Source organism: Brevibacterium sp. ZH18, assembly GCF_022748595.1.
Lineage (GTDB): Bacteria > Actinomycetota > Actinomycetes > Actinomycetales > Brevibacteriaceae > Brevibacterium.
This window is the reverse complement of sequence record NZ_JALDSX010000094.1, coordinates 1-1894: the sequence shown is the minus strand read 5'-3', so window position 1 is coordinate 1894 and position 1894 is coordinate 1. Positions and strand designations below refer to the sequence as shown.

Annotated in this window: 1 protein-coding gene; it reads right to left on the bottom strand. The window is 57.8% G+C overall.

All coding sequences use genetic code 11. The annotated features are described in order from the left end of the window. Positions 1-111: 111 nt before the first annotated feature. Positions 112-1689 carry an IS1634 family transposase gene (locus MPN20_RS17045; RefSeq protein WP_242784051.1) on the bottom strand — a complete coding sequence of 526 codons (1578 nt, stop codon included), beginning with the start codon at positions 1687-1689 and terminating at the stop codon, positions 112-114. Positions 1690-1894: the final 205 nt, after the last annotated feature.

The following is a 1894-nucleotide window of genomic DNA, read 5'->3' as shown; positions in this document are numbered from 1 at the left end:
CAATGCATCCTGCGCAGGACTGATTTGCAGAGTTGTACCATCAACGAGAGCGATGAACCCCGAGATAGCGATACCGACCACAGCGGCACATGTGACCTGACTTGCACAGTTTTAGTGTCCCGCCCCAGGCCCAGAGTTTTCGACATTGCTGACGAGCTCTGCGGCTTGCGGAGGGACATCCGGTGGGAACACGAGTTCGTGCCCATCGATCTCGCCCACGAACTCACGCAACGGCCGCAACGTGGTAATGATCTTCTTCAACGACAACCCTGTCGCTTCCTGCATGAACCGCGCGACCGCCAAAGCAGTGAACACCACCGTCAGGTGCGCCTCGATCGCGTCTCGCGTGCGATGGAAGATCGGGCGGGCCCGGAGAGCTGTCTTCGACATCCGAAAAGACTGCTCGACATGCCATAGATCATGATAGGAACCGACAACCTCGCGGGCGGTCATGACTCTTCTTTCGATGTTGGTGACGTAGCCTTTCCACCCGGCCAGGCCCACCGCTTTGTCGTAGCTGGACTCGTCGAAGACCTTCTGCGATCCCTTGATTTTCACGAACCGTGCGGCCTTCGGTTTCGATTCCCCGTCGATGATCCGCATCGCCCGATTCCGTTGTAGATTCAGTGTCTCTCTGTCCCGCACGGCGCGTTTGCGTCGGTATTGCCACACTGCCCGCCACGCCTTCGGATGCTTAACCGGTGACCACACGGGCTCAGCACGAGTCAGCGTCCGGTTCTTATCCAACCCGACTGTGGTCCTTGGCGTCAGCGTATCGACGAGCTGCCCATCATCAGTGTTTGTCCCGTTCCAGGTGAAGAACGTCGCCAGATCATTCGGTGCCTTCGTCTGCCGCGAACCCACGATGAACCGCAGCCCGGCATCATCGAGTTCTGTGAGGTTCGCGGTTGAGAGCATTCCGGCATCAGCAACGATGACCATATCGCTGACCCCGTGGCGGTCTTGGAAACCCTTGACGATCGGGATCATCGTGAACGTCTCTGCTTTGTTGCCTTCGAAGCACCCGATCTCTAACGGAAACCCGGTCCGATCGACGAGGAGGCCAACAACAATCTGTGGGTCGACGCGGCGTTCTTTCGAATACCCGACCTTACGCAGGCTGTCTTCCTTCTCTGCTTCGAAGTACAGGGTGGTGACATCGTAGAGAATCAATGAGATCCCTGTCGTGGCGACTGAGTAGTCGAAACATTTGCCGGCAATCATGGATCGGTAGTCGTCATCGATGACGCGTTTGAGGCAGGCAGAGAACGTGTTGCGGTGTTTCGTTTCAGCACCGAGCTCGTTCAGGACGCGGATGCTGTCGGATTTCGATGTAGGTTCGACAAGTCTGGCGAGGACGAGCTGGAAGAACGCATTGTCATCGACGACATCGAATCCGAGTCGGTTGTAGGCGGTGTGGATCGTGTCGATGAGCAGACGTGATGTCGATCCCTTTACCCGCCGACGCGATGTTGTCGAGACGTTGCTGCCGGTGTCGAGGTCGAGTGCCAGCTGCCCGGTGGACTCGTTGATTTTCTCGCGGCCGGCTTCTTCAAGTGCTGCGAGTTGGGCTGGGGTGTGGGCGGAGCCGAGGTGTTCGATGACGGTGAGTTTGCCGTGGCGTTTCGTCACGATCTGGACCGCGGTTGCCCCGGACGCGGTCGGGACTTTCCTTAGTCGCAGGCTCATGTACCTATTCTACGGACCCATTTAGTGTCCCGAATCAGGAACTGACGGCACGGTCACCAGCATAAACGCCAGTCGAAACCCGAAACTCGTCCCCAACTGTGCAAGTCAGGAGACCTACCATTTGGTGTGCGGGTGAGGCGAATACCGAACTTCACCACCGCGGCGCCGACAAACCCAACTACACCCAGGACCGTCGCAATGACAC